General features: G+C 61.0%; 16 protein-coding genes. 14 read left to right on the top strand and 2 right to left on the bottom strand.

Translation table 11 applies throughout. From position 1 onward, the window contains the following. The first annotated feature begins 254 nt into the window (after positions 1-254). The 6 genes from argE to AB5Y83_RS05680 all read left to right on the top strand — a co-directional run bounded on the left by argE (position 255) and on the right by AB5Y83_RS05680 (position 7308). Positions 255-1400, top strand: a complete 1146-nt coding sequence (gene argE / locus AB5Y83_RS05705; RefSeq protein ID WP_075115852.1) for an acetylornithine deacetylase — start codon at positions 255-257, stop codon at positions 1398-1400. A 231-nt stretch (positions 1401-1631) separates the two neighbouring features. Further along, entirely contained in the window at positions 1632-4265 is a 2634-nt protein-coding gene (gene ppc, locus AB5Y83_RS05700) for a phosphoenolpyruvate carboxylase (RefSeq protein WP_115522987.1), read from the top strand. A 121-nt stretch (positions 4266-4386) separates the two neighbouring features. After that, positions 4387-4788 carry a hypothetical protein gene (locus tag AB5Y83_RS05695; RefSeq protein ID WP_021231250.1) on the top strand — a complete coding sequence of 134 codons (402 nt, stop codon included), beginning with the start codon at positions 4387-4389 and terminating at the stop codon, positions 4786-4788. Between the two features lie 147 nt (positions 4789-4935). Then, positions 4936-5400 carry a Cys-tRNA(Pro) deacylase gene (ybaK, locus tag AB5Y83_RS05690; RefSeq protein ID WP_033135644.1) on the top strand — a complete coding sequence of 155 codons (465 nt, stop codon included), beginning with the start codon at positions 4936-4938 and terminating at the stop codon, positions 5398-5400. A 119-nt stretch (positions 5401-5519) separates the two neighbouring features. Beyond that, the gene (locus AB5Y83_RS05685; protein WP_139747725.1) at positions 5520-6311 is read left to right on the top strand and encodes an ABC transporter substrate-binding protein; all 792 of its coding nucleotides are present in this window, start codon (positions 5520-5522) and stop codon (positions 6309-6311) included. Between the two features lie 112 nt (positions 6312-6423). Further along, positions 6424-7308, top strand: coding sequence for a transporter substrate-binding domain-containing protein (locus tag AB5Y83_RS05680; RefSeq protein WP_368174831.1), 885 nt, complete (start codon positions 6424-6426; stop codon positions 7306-7308). Here the strand turns inward: AB5Y83_RS05680 and AB5Y83_RS05675 are convergent. Beyond that, complete coding sequence (locus AB5Y83_RS05675; RefSeq protein WP_005336083.1) at positions 7302-8186, bottom strand: LysR family transcriptional regulator; 885 nt, start codon at positions 8184-8186, stop codon at positions 7302-7304. The genes AB5Y83_RS05680 and AB5Y83_RS05675 overlap by 7 nt on opposite strands. 134 nt (positions 8187-8320) lie before the next feature. Here AB5Y83_RS05675 and AB5Y83_RS05670 point away from each other — a divergent pair, with 134 nt between their 5' ends. The 4 genes from AB5Y83_RS05670 to AB5Y83_RS05655 all read left to right on the top strand — a co-directional run bounded on the left by AB5Y83_RS05670 (position 8321) and on the right by AB5Y83_RS05655 (position 11520). Continuing rightward, complete coding sequence (locus AB5Y83_RS05670) at positions 8321-8722, top strand: CidA/LrgA family protein (RefSeq protein WP_040069042.1); 402 nt, start codon at positions 8321-8323, stop codon at positions 8720-8722. After that, on the top strand, positions 8715-9404 hold the full coding sequence (locus AB5Y83_RS05665; RefSeq protein ID WP_167557112.1) for an LrgB family protein: 690 nt from the start codon (positions 8715-8717) through the stop codon (positions 9402-9404). The genes AB5Y83_RS05670 and AB5Y83_RS05665 overlap by 8 nt, the downstream gene beginning before the upstream one ends. A gap of 75 nt (positions 9405-9479) precedes the next feature. After that, a complete protein-coding gene (locus tag AB5Y83_RS05660) occupies positions 9480-10379 on the top strand; it encodes a hypothetical protein (RefSeq protein ID WP_368174830.1) in 900 nt (299 codons plus the stop codon). Between the two features lie 277 nt (positions 10380-10656). Then, positions 10657-11520, top strand: a complete 864-nt coding sequence (locus tag AB5Y83_RS05655; RefSeq protein WP_005357796.1) for a patatin family protein — start codon at positions 10657-10659, stop codon at positions 11518-11520. A 90-nt stretch (positions 11521-11610) separates the two neighbouring features. Here AB5Y83_RS05655 and mutS read toward each other — a convergent pair whose 3' ends face one another. Next, positions 11611-14130, bottom strand: coding sequence for a DNA mismatch repair protein MutS (mutS, locus tag AB5Y83_RS05650; RefSeq protein ID WP_368174895.1), 2520 nt, complete (start codon positions 14128-14130; stop codon positions 11611-11613). Positions 14131-14452: 322 nt separating this feature from the next. On the opposite strand from mutS, the gene pncC reads away from it, so the two are divergent. From pncC to alaS, 4 genes are all read left to right on the top strand, one after another. Beyond that, positions 14453-14944, top strand: coding sequence for a nicotinamide-nucleotide amidase (gene pncC, locus AB5Y83_RS05645; RefSeq protein ID WP_005357800.1), 492 nt, complete (start codon positions 14453-14455; stop codon positions 14942-14944). Positions 14945-15024: 80 nt separating this feature from the next. Then, complete coding sequence (gene recA, locus AB5Y83_RS05640; RefSeq protein ID WP_040068994.1) at positions 15025-16089, top strand: recombinase RecA; 1065 nt, start codon at positions 15025-15027, stop codon at positions 16087-16089. Between the two features lie 44 nt (positions 16090-16133). Continuing rightward, positions 16134-16643, top strand: coding sequence for a regulatory protein RecX (locus AB5Y83_RS05635; RefSeq protein ID WP_101530905.1), 510 nt, complete (start codon positions 16134-16136; stop codon positions 16641-16643). Between the two features lie 295 nt (positions 16644-16938). Next, entirely contained in the window at positions 16939-19563 is a 2625-nt protein-coding gene (gene alaS / locus AB5Y83_RS05630; protein WP_139433435.1) for an alanine--tRNA ligase, read from the top strand. Positions 19564-19579: the final 16 nt, after the last annotated feature.

Here is a 19579-nt window from a genome sequence, read left to right as displayed (position 1 = left end):
AGAGTTCGAGATTCACAGCATGACGCTGCAGTGCACAAGGGGGTTCGAGCGCCCCTTTGCACAAGTGCGGAGGGGCAATTCAGGCGGGTGTGTGTCGTCGGTTATAGATCAGGTGACAGAACATTAACTTTCCCTTACAACTAGAAGCCTTTGTTGATGAGCCAGATATTCAGGTAAAATTACAGAATATTCATGCACTCACTTTGCATTTGTATTTTCTAACAGAAACATTCCGGGGACGCAAGGAGGAGCTGATGGCCAATCTGGATTTTTTTTCACTTTATAAGAATATTATTGCGATTCCCTCTATCAGCAGCACGGATCCCAAGTGGGATCAGAGCAATGAGGCTGTGATCCGGCTGCTGGCCGACTGGTTCGGTCAGCTCGGTTTTCAGTGCGAGGTAACGGCGCTCCCCGATCTGCCGGGCAAGTTCAATCTGGTGGCGACGATTGGTCAGGGGGAGGGCGGTCTGCTGCTGGCAGGCCACACAGATACTGTGCCGTTCGATGAGGGGGGCTGGAGCAAGGATCCCTTCAAGGTGACCGAAGAGGGCAATCGCCTCTATGGCCTCGGCACCATCGACATGAAGGGCTTCTTCGCCTTTATCGTCGAGGCGCTCAAAGATATTGACCTCACCAAGCTGACCAAGCCGCTGCGTATTCTCGCCACTGCCGACGAAGAGACCACCATGGCGGGGGCCCGCGCCATCGCCGCGGCGGCGGAGCTTAAACCCGACTACGCCGTGATTGGCGAGCCGACCGGACTGGTGCCTGTGGTGGCCCACAAGGGGCATATGTCGGAGGCGATCCGCATTACCGGCAAGAGCGGTCACAGCTCGGATCCCGCCAACGGCGTCAACGCCATGGAGATCATGCACAAGGCGATGGGGCAGGTGCTGCGCTTGCAGCAGGATCTGAAAGATCGCTACGCCGACCACCGCTTTGCCGTGCCGCAGCCAACCCTGAACCTCGGTTACATTCAGGGCGGCGACAGCCCGAACCGCATCTGCGGCTGCTGCGAGCTGCATATCGATCTGCGACCCACTCCGCAGGTGGGGCCTGACGAGCTGATGGGGATGCTCAAAGAAGCGCTGTCGCCCATCGAGATCCACCAGCCGGGTTGTCTGCATCTGCAACATCTGCATGAACCCATTCCTGCCTACGCCTGCGCCGACGACTCTGTGCTGGTGCGCGAAGCGGAGAAGGCGAGCGGCCGCGCCGCCGAGTCGGTCAACTACTGCACCGAGGCGCCGTTTATCCAGCAGCTTGGCTGCGAGACCATAGTGATGGGCCCCGGTCATATCACCCAGGCGCACCAGCCGGATGAGTATCTCGACCTCTCCTTCGTCAAGCCGACCACCTCGGTGTTGCAGCACCTGATCAGACGTTTTTGCCTGTAGCGGCGGCGGTGAAAGGGGCGTAAGAACTGTAAGTAAGTTACATAACAAGCCGGTTGTGGAGTGGTGATGGAAATACATGTTCTGAATCGGCCTGTTATTTGACCTTGCGCAGACAATCTGGGTAGATTGTCACCCTAAGATGACGGAGCATATGTTGTAATCGCACAACAATAAGTGAGGTCGTCTAGCACCCCGGATGGGTGTCAGGCACCAACAAGATAAGGATGTGGAATGAACGAAAAGTACGCCGCACTACGCGCCAACGTAGGTATGCTGGGTCAGCTGCTGGGTAAATCCATCAAGGATCATCAGGGTCAGGCCTTTCTCGACAAGATCGAAACCATTCGCCAATTGGCCAAGTCCTCCCGCAAGGGCAATGAATCAGACCGGGAACGTCTGCTCGATACCCTGCGCACCCTGAGCGATGACGAACTGCTGCCAGTGGCCCGCGCCTTTAGCCAGTTCCTCAATCTGGCCAACGTGGCGGAACAGTTCCACACCATCTCCCGTCGCTGTGAAGAGCAGGTCTGCACCCCGGATCCGCTGGAGCAGATGTTCGACAAGCTGAAAGCGTCCAACCTGTCGCAAGAGGCCATCATTCAGGCCGTGCGCGAGCTGGATATCGATCTGGTGCTGACCGCTCACCCCACCGAGGTGACCCGTCGCACCCTGATCCACAAGCACGTACAGCTCAACGACTGCCTCGAGGCGCTGGAGCTCTCCGACCTGCTGCCCCGCGAGCGGGACAAGATCCTCAATCGCATCGAGCAGCTCATCAATCAGGCGTGGCACACCAACGAGATTCGCGAACAGCGCCCGACACCGGTCGACGAGGCCAAGTGGGGCTTCGCCGTGGTGGAGAACAGCCTGTGGCCTGCCATCCCCGAATTCATGCGCAATCTGGACGAGCGTCTGCAACACCATCTGGGTGTGCGGCTGCCGCTGGATGCCGCGCCGGTCAAGTTCACCTCCTGGATGGGCGGTGACCGAGACGGCAACCCCTTCGTTACCGCCAAGGTGACTGCCGAAGTGCTGGAGCTGGGTCGCTGGATGGCGGTGAGCCTGTTCTACAAAGACATCAAGGAGCTCACCTCCGAGCTCTCCATGTCTGACTGTACCGACGCCGTGCGCGCTCGCGTTGGCGATCACCCCGAGCCCTACCGCGCGCTGGTGCGCGAGCTGCGTGAAGCGCTGCGCGAAACCAAGGAGCACCTCACCGCCAAGGTGCAGGGCCAGGCGAGCGAGAGTCAGGATCTGGTCAAGACCACCGCCCAGCTGCGCGAGCCGCTGGAGCTCTGCTACCACTCATTGCACGCCTGCGGCATGGGCAACATCGCCGATGGCATGCTGCTGGATGTGCTGCGCAAAGTCGCCTGTTTCGGCATCCATCTGGTCAAGCTGGATATCCGTCAGGATGGCGAGCGTCACGGGCTGGTCTTCTCCGAGCTGACCCGCTATCTGGGTCTGGGTGACTACGCCGAGTGGAGCGAAGATGACAAACAGGCCTTCCTGCTCAACGAACTGAACTCCCGTCGCCCGCTCATTCCCCACGACTGGGAACCGAGCGCCGAGGTGCGCGAGACGCTGGATACCTGTCAGGTCATCGCCGAGCACGACCCCGATGCGTTCGGCATCTACATCATCTCCATGGCCGGTGCGCCGTCCGATGTGCTGTCGGTGCAACTGCTGCTCAAAGAGGCTGGCTGCAAGTTCCGCATGCCGGTCGCCCCGCTGTTTGAAACCCAGGATGACCTGATGGCAGGCACCGCCGTGATGGAGCGTCTGCTCTCGGTGGACTGGTATCGCGGCTACATTCAGGGCCGTCAGTACGTGATGATCGGTTACTCCGACTCTGCCAAGGATGCGGGCATGATGGCCGCTGGCTGGGCCCAGTACGCCGCCATGGAATCCCTGGTGGGACTTGCCGAAGCCAACAACATCCGCCTCACCCTGTTCCATGGCCGTGGCGGTACCGTCGGTCGTGGTGGTGCGCCTGCCCATCAGGCCATCCTCTCCCAGCCGCCGGGATCCCTGCGCGGCGGTTTGCGTACCACCGAACAGGGGGAGATGATCCGCTTCAAGTTCGGTCTGCCGAAAGTGGCGATCAAGAGTCTTGAGCTCTACACCAGCGCCGTGCTGGAAGGGAACCTGCTGCCGCCGCCCAAGCCGAAAGAGTGCTGGCGCGAGGTGATGGAACAGCTGGCCGCCGACTCCTGCGATCACTACCGCAGCATTGTGCGCGGTCATCCGGACTTCGTCCCTTACTTCCGTGCCGCTACCCCGGAGATGGAGCTCGGCAAGCTGCCGCTCGGCTCCCGTCCCTCCAAGCGCAAGCCCAACGGCGGCGTCGAGAGCCTGCGCGCCATTCCGTGGATCTTCGCCTGGACCCAGAACCGCCTGATGCTGCCGGCCTGGCTCGGTGCCCACAAGGCGCTGCAACAGGCCATCGACGGCGGCAAGCTGGCGGTGCTGGAAGAGATGAGCGCCCAGTGGCCCTTCTTCCGCACTCGCCTCGAAATGCTGGAGATGGTATTCCTCAAGGCGGACGTCTGGCTCGCCGAGTACTACGACACCCGTCTGGTGCCGCAGGAGCTGTGGGGCCTTGGCAAACAGCTGCGTCAGGAGCTCGCCGAATCCATCGAGGTGGTGCTGAAGCTGAGCCCGCGCGGGGATCTGCTGGAAGATCAGCCCTGGATCAAGGAGTCCATCAAGCTGCGCAACCCCTACACAGACCCGCTCAACGTGCTGCAGGCCGAGCTGCTCAACCGCTCCCGCAACCACCCGGAGACCCTGCATCCCGAGCTGGACAAGGCGCTGATGGTCACCATCGCCGGTATTGCGGCAGGTATGCGCAACACCGGTTGATCGCCAGCCCAAGCCAGCAGGCTTCAGCGATATCCATCCAGCCAAAGGGCGCCGACAAGGCGCCCTTTTCAAAATTTGTTGATTGCAGCATCATTTCAGCCTTTATGGGGGGAATCTATTCATGCGCCAACTCTATTTACTTTTCCTGCTCGTTTCTTCCGCATCATGGGCTAATACAACGGATATCAACACGGTCTGTGATGGCTTGATTACTAAAGCTCAAGACTATTCCACTATGTCTCCCGCCATCCTAAAAGAGCTCAGAGAATCAACGTTCGATGCTACCTTGGATGATTTCCGTCAGGAGTATGGTTCAACAGTTGATGACTCGATTTCTCAATTGGTTGCGTCCACTCATCTCACACATGAGCGGGCTGAGTTCAATGTTTTGCGCCAGCTCCGGATTTTCCGGAGTCTATTGATCAATATGGGCTTGAAACTAAATGGCGTTACAGACCCCAAACTATGGGGCAAGTTTCGTAAGGAGTGTATTGAACTGAATGGGCAATGGCCTGCCATGTGACTAATCGCTCCTCACCAGTTTGTTAAAAGTATTGGCTTGCTCTAACTCTTGCCGAACATCAACGTTCGAGCGTGACTTGCATCACCCAAGTGTAAGGAGCAGACTGTTTGGCCTTGTTTTTATGCGATTCGATTCAAGGCAACCATCATGACTCCTGCCATCAACCTGCTGAAGAAGCTCAAGATCCCCCACAAGCTCTACCCCTACGAGTGCGAAGCTCACGACGATTTCGGCAAGCATGCCGCGACCCAGCTCGGGCTGCCGGAGGCTCAGGTATTCAAGACCCTGATCGCCCACCACGACAAACAGGCGGTGGTGGCCATCGTTCCCTCATCCGGCATGTGCAGCCTGAAACAGCTGGCCAAGGCGACCGGCCTCAAGAAGGTGGAGATGATGAAACCGGCGGAAGCGGAGAAGCTGACCGGTTACAAGGTGGGTGGCATCAGCCCGCTGGCCCAGAAGAAATTGTTGCCTACCGTGCTCGATGAGTCGGCGCTGCAGTTTGACGAGATCCTGGTGAGCGGCGGCAAGCGCGGCCTCTCGGTCGGCGTGGCGCCGCAGGATATGCTGACGCTGATGAAGTGGATCGCCGCACCTATCGGCGAAGAGTAGTGCCGGGCACGGTGTGAACCTGCTCTCCGGGCCGGTGGTGGCCCGGATGTATCCTTGTTGGCTCACTCCTGTTGGCTGATATAGTGGAGATGGAATAATTGCCGCCAAGGATATGGCCCATGCGCGCATCTGCCCGCTATCTGCTCTTTATTGCGTTGCTGCTGCCCGCCACCGGCAGTGCGACCCCAGCCTTTACGCTGCGTACCTGCTTTGAAAACAGTGATTCCTACCCCTGGCTGCTGCAATCGGGGGAGGGGGTTGTGCAATATCACCTCAAGGCGGTTGCTACCGCTCTTGATGCCGAGATCGTGCTGACGCCGCTACCGTGGAAGCGCTGCCTCTCTCAGGTGAGCAGTGGCCAGATGGATGCGGCCATCAAGATGAGCTATAGCGTCGAGCGGGCGACCACAGTGGGGGTCTATCCAATGCGTGAGGGCAAACCCGACCCTGCCAAGCGGCTGCTGACAGAGAGTTACAGTCTCTACCAGCTCAAGGGGGGTAAGAGCCAGTGGGATGGCACCACCCTCAGGGTCAATGGCGTGGTGGCTGCCCAGTCAGGATTTTCCATCGTCGACTTGTTGCAGGCTGCGGGAGCCGAGGTGGATGACTCCAGCCGTGACCCGCTGATCATTTTGAAAAAGCTGGTGATGGATCGGGCGCAGGCGACCGCCATCCAGACCGAGGTGGCTGACAGTATTCTGGCGGCACATCCCGAGTTGCAGGCCCGCATCGAGCGGCTGTCGCCGGTGCTGGTGGAGAAGCCCTACTATCTGGTTTTCTCTCACCGCTTTTATCAGGCCCATCCCCGACAAAGCCGGCAGGTGTGGGATGCCATCGAGCAGGTGCGCGACTCTGCTGCCTATCAGCGTTATGCCACAGCGCTCAGAAGAACGCCTCCGGTGGGGGAGTAGGCTGATGGATGCGACTGGCCGAAAAGGGGAGGAGAGCGTGGGGTGGTGGCAGGGCCGAGCGCCCACGCTCAGGGCTACACTGAAAGTACCCCCTTCAGCCAAGGCGCGGTTTATGTCACCCCTGCATCTGCTGGCTGCCGCTCTGTTCTGCATGTTGTCGCTGACCGGACAGGCGGCCACCCGGTTTACCTATATCAGCCCGGAGAGCGAGCGGGATCCGCGCACCACTTATGATCGGGAGCTGCTGCGGCTCGCCCTCGACAAGACCCGCGACCAGTTTGGCGACTATCTGCTGGATCCTGCGCCGCCCATGACCAAGGCGCGTGAGCGGCTCAGCATGCAGCTCGACAGTTATCCCAACCTCTTTGTAATGGACAGCTACAGCAGCACCCGTGAGGATCTGGGGCTCGCCTATGTCCGTTTTCCCATCCATCTGGGGATCGTCAGCTACCGCATCTGTTTTGTCAGCCCGCAGCAAAAGGCGGCGGTGAGCAAAGTGACCGACCTCAAGGGGCTGCGGCAGTTCACCTTCGGTCAGGGCAAGGGGTGGCTGGATGTGGATATCCTGCGCTACGCCGGGATGGAGGTGGTGGAGGTGGAGGGGTACGAAAAGCTGTTCAAAATGGTGGCGCGGGGCCGCTTCGATCTCTTCTGCCGCGGGGTGAGCGAGCTGCGCAGCGAGCAGCTGACCCACAAGGAGATGACGGATCTGCTGGTGGATGATGCGCTGTTGATCTACTACCCGCTGCCTCGGGTCTTCTACACCAATCCCAACAATCGCGAGGCACTGCAGCGGGTCGAGCGGGGGTTGCAACTGGCGTGGCAGGATGGCTCGCTACAGGCGCTGTGGCGCAAGAGCTTTGGCCCGGCCATCGCCTTTGCCAAGCTATCCCAGCGCCGACTGTTGCGACTGGATAATCCCTTCCTCGACGGGATCAGCTTCGATTACCGCCCCTACTTCTACAATCCGCAGACCGATCGCTTCGGCGATTACTGAGGTGCCTGCCGCTGGCGACAGAGGGCCAGCCAGGCCTCGGCGGTGCGCGACAGGTAGCGCTCGCTCGGCCAGATCACCCCGAGTCGCCAGCTCAATTCGGGCTCCAGCGGTCGCAGCACCAGACCATCCGGGGTCAGCCGGTTGCAGACCGGCTCCGGCAAGAAGGCGACTCCCATGCCGCTGCGCACCATGGCGGTGAGAAAATCCCACTGGCTGCTGCGCGCCGCCACCTGCGGCACAAAGCCCGCCTCCTGACACGCCTGCTCCAGCCGCTCACTCAGGGTAAACGCCTGGGTATAGAGCAGGAAGGGCTCCTCCTGGAGGGACTCCAGCCGCAGCGGTGCCTCGCCATGCCAGCGCGGTTGATCTGGCAGCACTACCCGGATCGGGTATTGATCCAGCTCCAGCGCGCTGAGGGCGCCCCCCTCTTTGGTCGGCAGCATGGTGATGGCGAGATCCAGCTCCCCCTCCAGCACCGCCTGTTCGATGCGGCGACCGCCGTACTCCACCAGGGTCAGCTCCACCTTGGGATAGCGGGTGCGGTAGGCGCGGATCAGATCCGCATAGACGTGACCCACCATGGGGGGAATGCCGAGGGTGAGGCGACCGTGTTGCAGGCTCTGCAGATCCGCCAGTTCGGCCTCCAGCTGCTGCATCTCTGCCAAGATGGTCTGGGCCCGGTTGAACAGCACCTGGCCGCTGTCGGTCAGAGTGAAGCGGCGTCCTTCCCGGTTGAGCAGGGGTTGGCCCAGCTCCTCCTCGATATTGCGGATCATCTTGCTGATGGTGGGCTGGGTGACGAACAGCTTTTCAGAGGCGCGGGTGAAGCTTTTCTCCCGCACCAGTTCGACAAAATAGCGCAGGGCGCGAATATCCATGGACTCTCTCGACTCGTGTTGGCGGGTACGGGATGAAGTATGCCTATGCGGCATGAATTCGATAATTTTAATTCATTTCTGGCAGGTTTTGCTCAACTCTATACTGTGAGCCGGTTCACAGAAAGACGATGATCATGAAAGCCCTCTGCTTGCGCTGGTTACAGACTCCCTTCCAGATTGTGTTGCTGGCAGCCATCTGGCTGCTGGCCGATACAGCGGTGCGTACCCTCCATCTGCCGCTGCCCGCCAACCTCACCGGCATGCTGTTGCTGCTGGCCTGTATCCTGCTCGGGGTGGTTAAGGCCGAGTGGTTCAGCGCGGGTGCTCGCTGGCTGCTGGCCGAGATGCTGCTCTTCTTCGTGCCCGCCGTGGTGGCGGTGGTCAACTATCAGGATCTGCTGCTGCAGGAGGGGTGGCGCATCATGGTGGTGCTGCTGGTGAGCACTACGCTAGTGCTCGGCACCACGGCGCTGGTGGTGGACAGGGTTTACCGCCTCGAACTGAAACTGGCCCGCCGGAGTCGCCGTCATGTCTGATACCCTGCTCGGGCTGCTCTGTTTCGCCCTGACCCTGATCTTCTACTACGCCAGCAAGTGGCTCTACGGCAAAAAGCGCATCCTGCCGCTGATGCCGCTGCTGCTGGCACCGACCCTGCTGGTGGCCGTGGTGTTGCTGTTCCACATCCCTTATCAGGATTACATGGCGGAATCCCACTGGTTGCTCTGGCTGTTGGGCCCGGCCACCGTGGCCTTTGCGGTGCCGGTCTACGAGAACCGCCAGCTCATTCGTCGCCACTGGCTGTCGCTGTCGGTGGGGGTGGTCGCCTCGGTCATCATGGCGGTTGGTAGCACAGTGCTGCTGGCGCGCTGGCTGGATCTCTCCGACATGCTGCAACGCAGTCTGGCGATGCGCTCTATCACCACCCCCTTTGCGGTGGAGGCGACCCGTGCCATCGGTGGCCAAAGCGATCTCACTGCGCTGTTTGTGGTGCTGACCGGAGTGATCGGCATGGCAGTGGGGGAGAGCGTGCTCACCGTGCTGGCCATTCGCAGCCGTCTCGGCAAGGGGGCGGGGTTTGGAGCCTCGGCCCACGGCGCCGGCACCGCCAGGGCCTATCAGATGGGCAACGAAGAGGGCGTGGTCTCCAGCATGGTGATGATGATCGCTGGCATGGTGACCGTGCTGCTGGCGCCCCTGCTGGGCCGGATGTTCTGGTAGGCGGAGTTTCCCTTTAGAAGGCGGCTCGTCCCGGCGCTACACTCTAGTGAGCGTGTATTCCCCGGGATGAGCAGTATGACCTTTCATCGCCTCGCTTCCTGCTTGCTGCTGTGCAGCCTTTCCCTCCTTGCCACTCCCCTACGGGCGAGCGACGTCATCACTCACATCAGCCCCGAGAGCGATCGGGACTTGCGTACCCTCTATTTTCGCGATCTGTTGCAGCTGGCGCTGGAGAAGACCCGCGACAGCTTCGGTGACTACGAGCTGCGAACCGCGCCGCCGATGAACCGTATCCGGATGCGACAGATTGTGCAGACTCAGCAATACCCCAATCTGTTTGTAGCCGACAGTCTGCGTCCGGCCGCGGAGAGCGGAGCGCTGGATTACGTCCGTTTTCCGGTGGAGCTGGGCATCCTCGGTTATCGCATCTGCTTTGTCAGTCCGCAGCAGGCCGATGCGGTGGCAAGGGTCAATACCCTGGCCGAGCTGCAGCAATTTCTGCACGGGCAGGGGCGTGGCTGGCAGGATGCGGAGATCCTGCGTCATGGGGGTTTCAAGGTGCAGGAGATCGACGGTTACGAGCGGCTGTTCAAGCTGGTGGTTCGCGGTCGCATCGACCTCTTCTGCCGCGGGGCCAACGAGCTCTTTATCGAGCAGGAGCAGCACAGTGATCTGCCCGGCCTCACCGTGGATCGGCGAGTGGCGCTGCACTATCCCTTCCTCCACCTCTTCTACACCCACAAGGATAATCAGGCCGCCATCCGCCGCATCTCGGTCGGGCTCAAGCTGGCGTGGCGGGATGGCTCGCTGCAACAGCTCTGGCTGCGCCACTTCAAACCTTCCCTCGATCAGGCACAGCTCCCCAGACGCCTGTTGTTCGAGTTGGCCAATCCGCGCTTGGATAAGGTGGATTTTGATTATCGGGCCTACCACTACAACCCCGTCGACGGGACGTTCGGGCCCGGGCTGCCTTGATCCTGATGGTGCTGTTCCCGGATAAAGGGCCGTCTCTGCTGATGAACCAAGTCATGCCAAAAAGGCATGTTTTTTATTATTTAAATTCATTTTTTGAAGGTTGGTGCGCTGCATATACTGGGGGTCGCTTCACGGTTCAGGTTTGCTCCTGCCCGCTTCTGGCTTGTGTGAGTGAGCCTGAATCGTCCTGCTGCGGCGTCTTGATGTTCTGCATGAAGGCGTCCATCACTGGGCCGGGATCGATCCCGGCAGGTATTACAGCTGACGGAGCCTTGTTATGTTTAATCCCCACTCTTGCGCCCTGATTGTCGAAGGGGGCGCGATGCGCGGCATCTTTGCCAGCGGCGTGCTCGATGCGTTTGTCGAAAGTCACCACTACCCGTTCGATTTCGTCATGGGCGTCTCGGCCGGTGCCACCAATCTGGTCTCCTATCTGAGCGAGCAGCCGCGCCGCAGTCACCACATCATCACCGAGCTGGCTTGCAGCTCCCGGTTTCTCGATCCCCTGCGTTTCGTCAAAGGGGGCGATCTGGTGGACATCGGCTGGCTGTGGCAAGCCAGTCGCCATCGCTTCCCGCTCGATCTCGACACTTTCTGCGCCCGCGACATTCCCTTCTACGCGGTGGCGACCGATGTGGCGAGCGGCAAGGCCATCTATCTGCCGGTGCGGCCCGACAACATGGATGAGGTGCTGACCGCTACCTGCGCCCTGCCGGTGGTGCAGCACGATACCCCCTGCGTCGATGGTCGCCCGATGGCCGATGGCGGCATCAGCGATTCCATTCCGGTGATCGAGGCCTATCGGCGCGGGGCGCGGCGGATGACGGTGGTGCTGTCGGAGCCCTGGGGATATCGCAAGAAGCCGGCCCGTTTCTGCTGGATGGTCAAAGCCTTGCTGAAAACCCAGCCTGCGCTGGCGCAAGCCATGCTGGAGCGGGATCGCGCCTACAACCGGGCGCTCGATTTCATCGCCAATCCCCCTGCCGATTGCGAGATCGAGGTGATCGCGCCACCGGCCGATTTCATGGTTTCCCGTTTTACCCAGGATCCGGTCAAGCTGGAGTCCGGCTATCTGCAGGGTTACTGGCAGGGGCGCCAGAGCCTGCTGCGGGCCCGTGGAGAGGCGCGAGCGGTGGCCTGACTGGTTTGCCGGGTGCTGAATATGATGCGCTGAACATAAAAAGGGGAACCTCGCGGTTCCCCTTTTGCATGCTTGCGCGGCGGCAGCTGCTTACAGCAGCTGCTTGAGGCGATAGAGCAGGTCCAGGGCCTGACGGGGGGTCAATTCGTCCGGGCGCACCGCTTCCAGCTCTTCCACCACCGGATGAGGCTGCGAGGCGAGGGCCACCGGGGCTGGGCGGCTTTCACCGGCGGCGACCGGAGTGGCGCTCTCCAGCTCATGCAGCTTGTGACGGGCCTGCTGGATCACCGATTTGGGTACCCCCGCCAGTGCCGCTACTTGCAGGCCGTAGGAGCGGCTGGCCGCCCCCTCCTGTACCGCGTGCATAAAGGCGATGGTGTCGCCGTGCTCCACCGCATCCAGGTGGACGTTGGCCAGCCCGCTCATCAGCTCCGGCAAGCGGGTCAGCTCGAAGTAGTGGGTGGCGAACAGGGTGTAGGCGCCAATCTTGCTCGCCAGCTGTTCGGCACAGGCCCACGCCAGCGAGAGGCCGTCGTAGGTGCTGGTACCGCGGCCAATTTCGTCCATCAGCACCAGACTGCGGGCGGTGGCGTTGTTGAGGATGTTGGCGGTCTCGGTCATCTCCACCATAAAGGTGGAGCGGCCGGAGGCGAGATCGTCCGATGCTCCGATGCGGGTGAAGATACGGTCGATGGGGCCGATGCGGGCGCTGTCGGCGGGGACGAAGGCACCGATATGGGCCAGCAGCACGATCAGCGCGGTCTGGCGCATGTAGGTCGATTTACCGCCCATGTTGGGGCCGGTGATGATCAGCATCCGCCGCTCCCGCTCCAGCCGGATAGGGTTGGCGATAAAGGGATCTGTCATCACCTGCTCCACCACCGGATGGCGGCCCGCCTCGATGATGATCTGATCCTCGTCGATGAGGGTGGGGCAGCGATAGTCGAGGGTCTCGGCCCGCTCGGCCAGATTGGCCAGCACGTCCAGCTCCGCCAGTGCGGCGGCGGAATCCTGCAGATCGCCGAGGTGGGGCAGCAGAGTATCGAGCAGCTCTTCGTAGAGCCGTTTCTCCAGCGCCAGCGCCTGGGACTGGGCGGTGAGTACCTTGTCCTCGTACTTCTTCAGCTCATCAATGATGTAGCGTTCGTTGTTCTTGAGGGTTTGACGGCGGATGTAGTGGGCCGGCACCAGATGGCTGTTGGCGCGGCTCACCTCGATATAGAAGCCGTGCACCTTGTTGTAACCCACCTTGAGGGTGTTGATACCGGTCAGCAGCTTCTCCCGCTCCTCGATGCGGGCGAGGCTGGCGGTGGCGCCGTTGGCCAGATCCCGCAGCTCGTCCAGCTCCTGATTGAAGCCGTCACGGATGACACCGCCATCGCGGATCAGCACCGGCGGTACTTCCATCACCGCGCGCTCCAGCAGGTCGAGCAGTTCAGGGAAGGTGCTGGCGCGCTCGGCCAGCTGCTGCACCGCTTCGTGTTCGTTGTCCGCCAGCAGGCGCTGCAACTCGGGCAACTGGGCGAAGGCCTGCCGCAGCCGGGTGAGGTCGCGCGGACGGGCCGAGCGCAGGGCGAGACGGGCCAGTACGCGCTCCACATCCCCCACCTGACGCAGCAGGTTGCCCAACTCGTCGTAGAGGTTTTGCTCGATGAGCTCCTTGATGGTGCTCTGGCGACCTTTCAGGATCACCCGATCGCGGATCGGCTGGTGGATCCAGCGCTTGAGCAGGCGGCTGCCCATGGGAGTGGCGGTGCGATCCAGCACCTCGGCCAGGGTATTTTCATAGCCACCGGCCAGATTCTGGGTCAGCTCAAGATTGCGGCGGGTGGCGGCATCCATGATGACGGCGTGATCCGGCTGCTCGAGGCGCACGTTGCGGATGTGGGGCAGGGCGGTGCGCTGGGTGTCCTTGACGTACTGCATCAGGCAGCCAGCGGCGCACAGGGCGGTCTCGCTCTTGTCGACGCCAAAGCCCACCAGATCCTGGGTGCCGAACTGCTGGCACAAGAGCTTGCGGGCGGTGCCGAGCTCGAACTCCCACTCCGGGCGGCGACGCAGGCCGCGGCGCCCCTCGATATGGTGCAGGAATTCGAACGATTCCGGGTAGAGCAGCTCCGCCGGATTGGTGCGCTGCAGCTCAGCCAGCAAGGTCTCTTCTTTCTCGAACTGGTTGATGAAGAAGCGGCCGGAGCCGATGTCCATTGTGCCATAGCCGAAGCGGCGGCCATCGTGATAGACGGCGGCGATCAGGTTGTCTTGGCGCTCGCTGAGCAGCGCCTCGTCGGAGACGGTGCCCGGGGTGATGATGCGAATGACCTTGCGCTCCACCGGCCCCTTGCTGGTGGCGGGATCCCCCACCTGCTCGCAGATGGCGGCCGACTCGCCGAGCTGTACCAGTTTGGCCAGATAGCCCTCGATAGCGTGATAAGGTACCCCCGCCATCGGGATGGGGCTGCCCGCCGACTGGCCGCGTTTGGTCAAGGAGATATCGAGCAGTTGGGAGGCCTTGCGGGCATCGTCATAGAACAGCTCGTAGAAGTCGCCCATCCGGTAGAACAGCAGGATCTCTGGGTTCTCGGCCTTGAGGCCAAGGTACTGCTGCATCATGGGCGTGTGGGCGCTCAGATTGGCGCCGGGAGCGGAGCTTGTGGCGCCGCTGGCTTGGTGTTGTGCGGTCATGTTCTGTTCCAGAAGGGGCCTCTGCGGGCCAGTGTCTGCGGTGATGAGCCTTGAGCTTGATGGCGCCATTCTACACATAAGCGCCGCGCCGGGGGAGCGGGTGTTCCGGGCGCGGTTGTTCTGCACTATTGAAGGCATGACACCGATGCGGCACCTCACATTGCGGCAGGCAAGGGCGGTCTGCCGTGGTTGCGGGCGGCGCTAGCGGGATCGCATAATGTGCCCCTTGAGCGGATCAGAAGGAGTCGTGATGAAACTGGATGCAGAGATAGAGCACCTTGCCATCGAGCTGGGACGGGCCCTCGGTCAGCGGGGCTGGCTGGCGGCGACCGCCGAATCCTGTACCGGCGGCGGGGTGGCCAGCGCCATCACCGACATCGCGGGCAGCTCCGGCTGGTTCGATCGCGGATTTGTCACCTACACCAACGAGGCCAAGCAGCAGATGTTGGGGGTGAGCAGCGATAGCCTTGAACAGCACGGTGCCGTGAGCGAAGCCGTGGTGCTGGAGATGGCCCGCGGCGCGCTGGCCCACTCGTCTGCCTCCATCAGCGTTGCTATCAGTGGTATCGCCGGCCCCGGCGGCGCCACCGAAGGCAAGCCGGTCGGCACCGTCTGGTTCGCCTGGGCCGACCGCAATGGCCGTCACCACTCCCTGCTCGCCCGCTTCGACGGGGATCGCCGACAGGTACGCCAGCAGGCGGTGAGACAGGCCTTGTCGGGTCTGTTGGCTCTGCTTAGATAAATTGGGCTTGATACTGTATGAATAGACAGTATACTTAGCCCAACTTCACTTCTTACTCACGATTTCCAGCGGAGATTGGCATGGATCAGAACAAACAGAAGGCACTGGCGGCTGCGCTGGGTCAGATTGAAAAGCAGTTCGGCAAAGGTTCCATCATGCGTCTGGGCGACAGCAAGACCATGGATATCGAAGCCATCTCCACCGGCTCCCTCTCGCTGGACGTGGCGCTGGGTATTGGTGGTCTGCCGTGCGGTCGTATCGTCGAGATCTACGGCCCGGAATCTTCCGGTAAAACCACCCTCACCCTGCAGGTGATCGCGGAAGCCCAGAAGAAAGGCAAAACCTGTGCCTTCGTCGATGCGGAGCACGCCCTCGACCCTATCTATGCCGCCAAGCTGGGCGTCAACGTCGACGACCTGCTGATCTCCCAGCCGGATACCGGTGAACAGGCGCTGGAGATCTGCGACATGCTGGTTCGCTCCAACGCGGTTGACGTCATCATCGTCGACTCCGTGGCGGCCCTGACGCCGAAAGCGGAAATCGAAGGTGAAATGGGGGATTCCCACGTTGGCCTGCAGGCCCGTCTGATGTCCCAGGCGCTGCGCAAGCTGACCGCCAACATCAAGAACGCCAACTGCCTGTGCATCTTCATCAACCAGATCCGGATGAAGATCGGCGTCATGTTCGGTAGCCCGGAGACCACTACCGGTGGTAACGCGCTCAAGTTCTACGCCTCCGTGCGTCTGGATATCCGTCGTATCGGCGCCATCAAGGAAGGCGACGAAGTGGTCGGTAACGAGACTCGCGTCAAAGTGGTCAAGAACAAAGTTGCCCCGCCCTTCAAGCAGGCTGAATTCCAGATCTTCTACGGTGCCGGTATCTCCAAAGAGGGCGAGCTGGTGGATCTCGGCGTCAAGCACAAGCTGATCGACAAGGCCGGCGCCTGGTACAGCTACAACGGCGAGAAGATCGGTCAGGGCAAGGCCAACGTGATGAAGCTGTTCGCCGAGAACAAGGTGATGGCTGGCGAAGTGGAAGCCCGCTTGCGCGAGCTGCTGCTCTCCGGTGCCGTGCCAGTCGACGACAAGGCTGCACCGGTTGAGGCAGAAGAGTTCGATGCCGAAAGCGAACAAGAGTTCGAATAAGGAACAAAGGAAGGCCGGGTATCTACCCGGCCTTGTTATTTATGATGGTAGATGAATCCGTGACCGAACCGGTTGAGCCCGCCGAGCCGACCTTTGCCGAGCAGCTTGCCGCTGCCCGCGCCTTTGCCATGCGCAGTCTGGCCCGCCGCGAGAGTGCCGAGTCGGAGCTGGCCAACCGGCTGCGCCAGCAGGGCTTCAATGAAGAGGTGATCGAGGCGGTGGTCGACTACTGCCGCGGTTACAACTGGGTCAATGACGAACGTTACGGCGGTATGGCTGTACGGGCCGGTGCCGCCAAGGGTCATGGCCCCATCAAGATCCGCTTCGATCTGCGCCGCAAGGGACTCGACGATATGCAGATTGATGCCGCATTCGATCAGCCGGAGCTGGACTGGTTCGAACTGGCGTTTGCCCTGCTCGAACGGCGCGCCCGGGTGGCCGATCTGGCGGATTTCAAGCTGCGGATGAAGTGGCTCAAGTATCTGCTGGGGCGCGGTTTTACCCAGGATCAGGCCCGTTATGCCATCTCTGCCCTGCAGGAGCGGGAAGAGTAACGCCACTGCGTGGCAAACGTCGTTTTACCTCTCCTTATGGCAGGTTTTTCCTGCCCGTTCAGTAGCTTGCGTACACAATCCCGAAAAAGCGGCCTTTTGTTCATCTCATCCCTCTTTCTGCGCTGCTTTTTTGCCTCTCGACAGTGAAAAAAGCCACTGTGGGCAGCGGCGCTCTTATCTGGCCCGTTTATGTGCGCTTTTTCGCCCGTGGCGGCCCTGTCCGTTTTACTTTACCCCGCAGAAAACTTACATTAATGCGGTTAAAAGTCCGTATTCGAATCAAGCAGGATTTTCCATGTATATGTCCACGTCAGAGATTCGCGCTGCGTTTCTCGAGTATTTCCGTTCCCAGGGGCACCAGGTTGTCTCCTCCAGCTCGCTGGTACCGCATAACGACCCGACCCTGTTGTTTACCAACGCGGGTATGAACCAGTTCAAGGACGTGTTCCTTGGCGCAGACAAGCGTGCCTACAATCGTGCGACGACTTCCCAGCGTTGCGTGCGTGCCGGTGGTAAGCACAACGATCTGGAAAACGTCGGCTATACCGCTCGTCACCACACCTTCTTTGAAATGCTGGGCAACTTCAGCTTCGGTGACTACTTCAAGCAGGATGCCATCAAGTTTGCATGGGGCTTCCTGACCGAGGTGCTGCAACTGCCGAAAGAGCGCCTGCTGGTGACCGTCTACGCGACTGACGATGAAGCTTTCGATATCTGGGAAAAAGAGGTCGGTGTGCCGGCCGATCGCATCGTGCGCATCGGTGACAACAAGGGTGCCCCTTACGCTTCCGACAACTTCTGGGCGATGGGCGATACCGGCCCGTGCGGTCCCTGCACCGAGATCTTCTATGACCACGGCGATCACATCTGGGGTGGCCGTCCCGGCTCACCGGAAGAGGATGGCGACCGTTTCATCGAGATCTGGAACGTGGTCTTCATGCAGTTCAACCGTCAGGCTGACGGCACCATGGAGCCGCTGCCGCGTCCGTCCGTGGATACCGGCATGGGTCTGGAGCGTATCTCCGCCATCATGCAGGGTGTCCACTCCAACTACGAAATCGACATCTTCCAGGCGCTGATCAAGAAAGCGGCCGAGATTGTCGGTACCACCGACCTGAGCAACCAGTCTCTGCGCGTCATCGCTGACCACATCCGTTCTTGCGCCTTCCTGGTGGCTGATGGCGTGATGCCGTCCAACGAAGGTCGTGGCTATGTGCTGCGTCGCATCATCCGCCGCGCCGTGCGTCACGGTCGCAAGCTGGGCGCGACCGATGTCTTCTTCTACAAACTGGCTGCCGAGCTGGCGGTGCAGATGAAGGATGTCGCTGCCGAGCTGATCGCCCAGCTGCCGCTGGTCGAGCGTGTGCTGCGCATCGAAGAGGAGCAGTTCGTCCGCACGCTGGATCGCGGTCTGCTGCTGCTGGAGGACGCTCTGGCCAATCTGGGCGATGCCAAGGTTATTCCGGGCGAAGTGGTGTTCAAGCTCTATGACACTTACGGCTTCCCGGCCGACCTGACTGCTGACGTGGTGCGCGAGCGCGAGATCGGCATCGACGAAGAGGGCTTCAAGGCCGAGATGGAGAAGCAGCGTGCTCGTGCCAAAGAGGCCTCCAGCTTCGGCGTGAACTACAACGAGATGCTCAAGCTCGACTTCGAGACCCCCTTCACCGGTTACAAGACCCTGACCGAGCGCACCCGCGTGGTTGGTATCTACAAGGGTGTGGAAGAGGTGAGCGGTCTTATCGCCGGTGACGAAGCGGTCATCGTGCTGGAGGAGACCCCCTTCTACGCCGAGTCCGGCGGCCAGATCGGCGACAGCGGTACCCTGAAAGTGGACGACGGCATCTTTGCCGTGACCGACACCCTGAAAGCAGGCAAGGCGATCATCCACAAGGGCTACATGGAGCTGGGCACTCTGGAGAAGGGCGCCGAAGTGGAAGCTGTGGTTGATGGCGATCGTCGTCAGGCCATCGCCCTGAACCACTCCGTGACTCACCTGCTGCACGCTGCCCTGCGTCAGGCACTGGGCGAGCATGTCACCCAGAAAGGTTCTCTGGTTGGGGCCGAGCGCATGCGCTTTGACTTCTCCCACTTCGAGGGGCTGACCATGGCGACCATTCGCCGGGTCGAGGAGCTGGTCAACAACCAGATCCGCGCCAACCACGAAATCACCACCCAGCTGATGGATCTGGAAGCGGCCAAGTCCGCCGGTGCCATGGCGCTGTTTGGTGAAAAATATGAAGACGACGTGCGCGTGGTGCGCATGGGCGATTACTCCACCGAGCTGTGCGGCGGTACTCACGCCAAGCGCACCGGTGATATCGGCTTCTTCAAGATCATCGCCGAGAGCGGTATCGCAGCTGGCGTGCGCCGTATCGAAGCGGTGACCGGCAAAGCGGCCATCGACTTCATGCATCAGGTTGGCGAGCAGATCGAAGAAGCCGCTGCACTGGTGAAAGGTGACCAGTTCTGCATCGCCGACAAGGTTCGCCAGATGCTGGACAAGGCCAAGATGATGGAGCGCGAGCTGGAGCAGCTCAAGGCCAAGCTGGCCGCTCAGGCTGGTAACGATCTGCTGGGTCAGGTGATCGAGATCAACGGTCAGAAGGTGCTGGTTGCAGCGCTGGAAGGGGCCGATCCGAAATCCCTGCGCGGCATGCTGGACGAGCTGAAAAACCAGATGAAGTCCGGTGTCGTACTGCTGGCCACCTGTGCCGACGGCAAGGTCAATCTGATCGCGGGCGTCACCAACGACTTGACCGGCAAGGTCAAGGCCGGTGAGCTGGTCAATCTGGTTGCCCAGCAGGTGGGTGGCAAGGGCGGTGGCCGTCCGGACATGGCACAGGCGGGTGGTACCCAGCCTGAGGCGGTGCCGGCAGCGCTGCAATCCGTTCACTCCTGGCTGGAAGAGCGCCTGTAATCGGGCGAGGTGATCT

This window comes from Aeromonas sp. R5-4 (assembly GCF_040908215.1).
Classification (GTDB): Bacteria; Pseudomonadota; Gammaproteobacteria; order Enterobacterales; family Aeromonadaceae; genus Aeromonas; species Aeromonas veronii.
Note: the sequence above shows the minus strand (reverse complement) of the source record. Positions and strands in the feature narration are given on the sequence as shown.